The organism is Stenotrophomonas sp. HMWF023 (genome assembly GCF_003060985.1).
Classification (GTDB): Bacteria; Pseudomonadota; Gammaproteobacteria; order Xanthomonadales; family Xanthomonadaceae; genus Stenotrophomonas; species Stenotrophomonas lactitubi.
In genome coordinates, this window is the sequence record NZ_QAIJ01000221.1 from 649 (window position 1) to 4,832 (window position 4,184).

Genomic DNA, 4,184 nt, shown 5'->3' on the forward strand with positions numbered 1-4,184 from the left:
TCTGGAAAGGCAGCCGAGCATGGGCTCGGCTCTACCGAAGCGCATCACGTCCCTACATGCACCCGGTTCGCCTGCTCGGCCAACCCCAGGTGATCCAGCGCGATGTCCAGCGCCAGCACATAGCTCTGCGCACCGTATCCGGCCGCGATCCCCAATCGCTGACCCACACCCGCCGGCAGGCACGGCTCGGCCACCGCACCGTCGTCATGCACTTCCACGTACGCGTTGTGCAGGTACGGCAACAGCCGCTGCAGGCGCAGGCTGTCGGCGCATGCGCCCGGATCGAGCAGCGTCACTTCGCCACGGCTGTGGTCGGCCACGCGCAGCGCGTCCAGCAGTTCCTGTTCCGAACCGCAGGCGCGGATCGCCACGCTGGTGCCTGCATCGATCGCACGGTGCACCAGTGATTTCAGTACCGGCGCCGGCAGCGGCGCGGCGGTACGGATCAGCGCGCCAGCCGCTTCCGGGCCACGGATGATGAAGATCGACATGGCTCAGCCCTCCCGTGCCAGGCGGCGGCCGACGATGGCCAACGACAACGGATAGCCCGCCTGCTGGCTGCGCTGGTCGACCACCACGGCGGCCGGGCCATGCTGTAGCCGCAGGCGCGCTTCCAGACCAGGCTGATGGGGTGACTGCAGTTCGATGTACTCCGCCGGCAGACCGTCCAATGCCGCCTGCAACGCGCCGCCCTCGGCACACCATTGCGCCTCGTCAGCCGCGCCGACATCAAGCAGTACCCAGTCCGCGCTGCGCGCCTGCGGCTGGCACAGGCACTGGCGCACATCGGCCAGGCTGGCGCAGTCGGTGCACAGCACCGGATGGCCGGACAACTCGGCCGGCAGCAGCGGACGCGGCACCGACGGCGACGCATGCCGGATCACCAGGAGGGTCATACAACACCTTGCGGAAAGCGCCCTGCGGCGCGGTAGGCACACGATGCGCGTGGTGGCCGTAAAGGTGCGATGCCCCGTGCCGGGCCTGGGCGTAAAACCTGCGTAACCCTGCATCGGTAGCGCCGGGCCATGCCCGGCGACACGTCGAAGCGGCCGCGCTGTGCGCTCGCCGGGCACGGCCCGGCGCTACCGGGAACCTCTTCGGGCCGGATGTGGTCTGATGCCGATACCACCCACCCGGAGCCTGACATGGATGCTGTAGCCCGTCCGCCGTTCCCAGAGCGCGCGCTCACCTGGCTGAAGAAAGAGGCACTGCCCCTGCTGGTGATGCTGGGCCTGCTCGCCGCCGCCCGCGATACCCTCGCCAACCACTACGTCGTGCCCAGCGGCTCGATGCAGCCGACGTTGCAACCGGGTGACCGGGTGGTGGTGGACATGCGTGCCTATGGCCTGCGCCTGCCGTTCACCAGCAAGGAACTGCTGGGTACCGGCACGCCGCAGCGTGGTGAGGTGGCCGTGTTCGATTCACCGGCCGACGGCACCCGCCTGATCAAGCGCGTCGCCGCCGTGGCCGGCGACCACGTGCAACTGCACGATGGCCACCTGAGCATCAACGGCCAGCCGCTGCAGATCGCTGACCTGGCCGATACCGAAGCCTTCGGTGAGCGCCGCGCCAGCCTCGACCTGGACAGGGGCGGTGGCCCGGACATCGCGGATCTGCAGGTGCCCGCCGGCAAGGTGCTGGTGCTGGGCGACCATCGCGGCAACAGCTTCGATGGCCGCTTCTTCGGCTTCGTCGATGCGGACAAGATCTACGGCCGTGCGGTGGCGGTCTATTACCGGCGTGGCGACGGCTTCGAGTGGCAGCGACTGTAAGCTGAATCGATATGTCAAAAGTATCAATCCTGACTTATCAGGTTATGGATCGACTGGATGGACGGGCCTAGTCTGAGGCCCGTCTCCTCCATTCCGGCCGCCCCCACGGCCCACCGCCCCCATGACTGGCGAAACTCCGGCGGCCCTTGCCGACCGTCCCCGTACTGACCACGCTTCCGCCGACACCCGCATCCAGCAGGGAACGCCGGCCTTCCGCCGCACCGCGCTGGCACTGTTCCTCGCCGGCTTTTCGACCTTCGGCCTGCTGTACACGGTGCAGCCGTTGCTGCCCGAGTTCAGCCGCCACTTCGGCGTGTCCGCTGCGGGCAGCGCGATGTCGCTGTCGCTGACCACCGGCACCCTGGCCGTGGCCATGCTGCTGGCAGGCCTGCTGTCCGATGCAGTCGGCCGGCGTCCGTTGATGATCGTTGCATTGCTGGCCTCGGCCACGTTGTCGCTGTGCACGGCACTGGTCGATGACTGGTCCACCCTGCTGGTGCTGCGCACCCTGCTGGGGCTGGCGCTGAGCGGCGTACCGGCGGTGGCGATGACCTATCTGGTCGAAGAGATGGACAGCCGCGCGCTGGGCCTGGCGATGGGCCTGTACATCGGCGGCAATGCCATCGGTGGCATGAGCGGGCGCCTGCTGGCCGGCATCATCGCCGACCACTGGGGCTGGCGCTGGGGCATCGGCGTGGTCTCGATCATCGCCGTGGCCAGCACCGTGCTGCTGTGGCTGCAGCTGCCGCCGTCGCGCCACTTCCAGGCCAGCCGCAGTGGCCTGCGCCAGTTGCCCGCGCGCTGGCGCACGCTGTTCGCCGACCCTGGCCTGCCGTGGTTGTTCGCCACCTCGTTCGTGCTGATGGGCGTGTTCGTCACCCTCTACAACTACCTCGGCTACCACCTGCTGGCGCCGCCGTACCACCTCAGCCAGACCGTGGTCGGGTTGATCTTCAGCGTGTACCTCGTCGGTACCTTCAGTTCGGCCTGGATGGGCCAGCAGGCGACGCGCTACGGGCGCGGTCGCATCCTGTCGATCTCCTTCGGCCTGATCGCCGCCGGCATCGTGCTGCTGGCGATGCCGTGGCTGTCGGCGATGGCAGTGGGTATCGCGCTGGTGACGTTCGGTTTCTTCGGCGGCCATTCTGTGGCCAGCAGCTGGGTTGGCAGCCGCGCCGGTTCGATGCGTGCGGAAGCTTCAGCGTTGTACCTGTTCGCCTATTACCTGGGCTCGAGCGTGCTGGGCGGCGTGGGTGGCCTGGCCTATGCCGCGTGGGACTGGCTGGGTGTTTGTGCGTTCGCCGCGCTGCTGACCGTGATCGGCGGTGGCATCGTCTGGGCGCTGCAGCAGCGCGCGCCGCAGCCGGTGACGGCCTGATCCTGCTCTGGTAGATGCCGACCTTGGTCGGCGTTGTGCCCTTGGGCCAACCAAGGTTGGCCACTACCGGGTGCGATGCACCTCACTCTTCGGCAAACGCCTCGCGCAGCAGTCCGGCGAAATTGCGGATCAACGGTGTCACACCCTCGCGGCGCCACGCCAGCTGCACTTCCGAATGCGCGCCGGCATCGGCCAACGGCACGAAGCGCGCACCTTCCACCCGGATGTGGTCGCACGACGAAGGCAGGATCGCCGCACCCAGTCCCGCTGCAGCCAGGCTGATCAACGTCGACGCCTCACCGGCTTCCTGCACGATGCGTGGCGTGAAACCCGCCGCCGCACACAGCGCGATCATATGGTCGTGGATGCCCGCCCCGGCGCTGCGGCGGAATGCTACGAACGGTTCCTGCGCCAAGTCACGCAACGCCAGCGTGCCGCCTTTCGACAGTCGGCGCAGGGCAGGGTGGCCGGCATGCACGATCAACGCCAGTGGATCGACGAACAGGCTGTGCGCCACCAGCTCGGCCGGCAGCGTGCGCTTGCGGATGATGCCCACGTCCAGAGAGCCATCGAGCAGCGCATCGATCTGCTGCAGGGTGTTCATCTCGCTCAGCTGCAGCCGCACCTGCGGATACTGCTGGCGGTACTGCAGGATCGAACGCGGAATCTGCGGCGACAACGGCGTGGCCCGGGTCAAGCCGATACGCAGCTCACCCTGCTCGCCACGCTGCGCGCGCTGCACTTCATCCACCGCCGATTCCACCTGCTGCACGATGCCGCGCGCACGTTCCTGCAGCAGCTCCCCCGCAGGCGTCAGCTGCACGCGCCGATGGCTGCGCACGAACAACCGCGCACCAATCAGCTCCTCCAGCTGCCGGATCTGCTGGCTGAGCGGCGGCTGTGACATGCCCAACCGCTCGGCCGCCTGGCCGAAGTGCAGGGTATCGGCGACAGCAAGGAAGTAACGTAGATGGCGGAGTTCGATGGACATGCGTGCAGTCTATCCAGCCCGACCCCACGAGTCCCCATCCACG

General features: G+C 68.0%; 5 protein-coding genes. 2 read left to right on the forward strand and 3 right to left on the reverse strand.

Annotation, left to right across the window (positions count from 1 at the left end; all coding sequences use genetic code 11):
* Window positions 1–44: 44 nt before the first annotated feature.
* Window positions 45–491 (reverse strand): hypothetical protein, encoded by a 447-nt coding sequence (locus DBR20_RS11910; protein ID WP_025875822.1) that lies wholly within the window; start codon window positions 489–491, stop codon window positions 45–47.
* A 3-nt stretch (window positions 492–494) separates the two neighbouring features.
* Window positions 495–896: a hypothetical protein gene (locus tag DBR20_RS11915; RefSeq protein ID WP_100554399.1), complete on the reverse strand. Its 402-nt coding sequence runs from the start codon at window positions 894–896 to the stop codon at window positions 495–497.
* A 249-nt stretch (window positions 897–1,145) separates the two neighbouring features.
* Between DBR20_RS11915 and lepB the strand changes: the two genes are divergently transcribed.
* Window positions 1,146–1,772, forward strand: a complete 627-nt coding sequence (gene lepB / locus DBR20_RS11920) for a signal peptidase I (RefSeq protein ID WP_108266310.1) — start codon at window positions 1,146–1,148, stop codon at window positions 1,770–1,772.
* 121 nt (window positions 1,773–1,893) lie between these two features.
* Window positions 1,894–3,150, forward strand: a complete 1,257-nt coding sequence (locus DBR20_RS11925) for an MFS transporter (RefSeq protein WP_108266311.1) — start codon at window positions 1,894–1,896, stop codon at window positions 3,148–3,150.
* Between the two features lie 82 nt (window positions 3,151–3,232).
* Here DBR20_RS11925 and DBR20_RS11930 read toward each other — a convergent pair whose 3' ends face one another.
* Window positions 3,233–4,141: a LysR family transcriptional regulator gene (locus DBR20_RS11930; protein ID WP_108266312.1), complete on the reverse strand. Its 909-nt coding sequence runs from the start codon at window positions 4,139–4,141 to the stop codon at window positions 3,233–3,235.
* Window positions 4,142–4,184 lie beyond the last annotated feature (43 nt).

Coding starts and splice junctions, on each gene's coding strand:
- DBR20_RS11910 (WP_025875822.1), bottom strand. CDS start 491: ATGTCGATCTTCATCATCCGTGGCCCGGAAGCGGCTGGCGCGCTGATC.
- DBR20_RS11915 (WP_100554399.1), bottom strand. CDS start 896: ATGACCCTCCTGGTGATCCGGCATGCGTCGCCGTCGGTGCCGCGTCCG.
- lepB (WP_108266310.1), top strand. CDS start 1,146: ATGGATGCTGTAGCCCGTCCGCCGTTCCCAGAGCGCGCGCTCACCTGG.
- DBR20_RS11925 (WP_108266311.1), top strand. CDS start 1,894: ATGACTGGCGAAACTCCGGCGGCCCTTGCCGACCGTCCCCGTACTGAC.
- DBR20_RS11930 (WP_108266312.1), bottom strand. CDS start 4,141: ATGTCCATCGAACTCCGCCATCTACGTTACTTCCTTGCTGTCGCCGAT.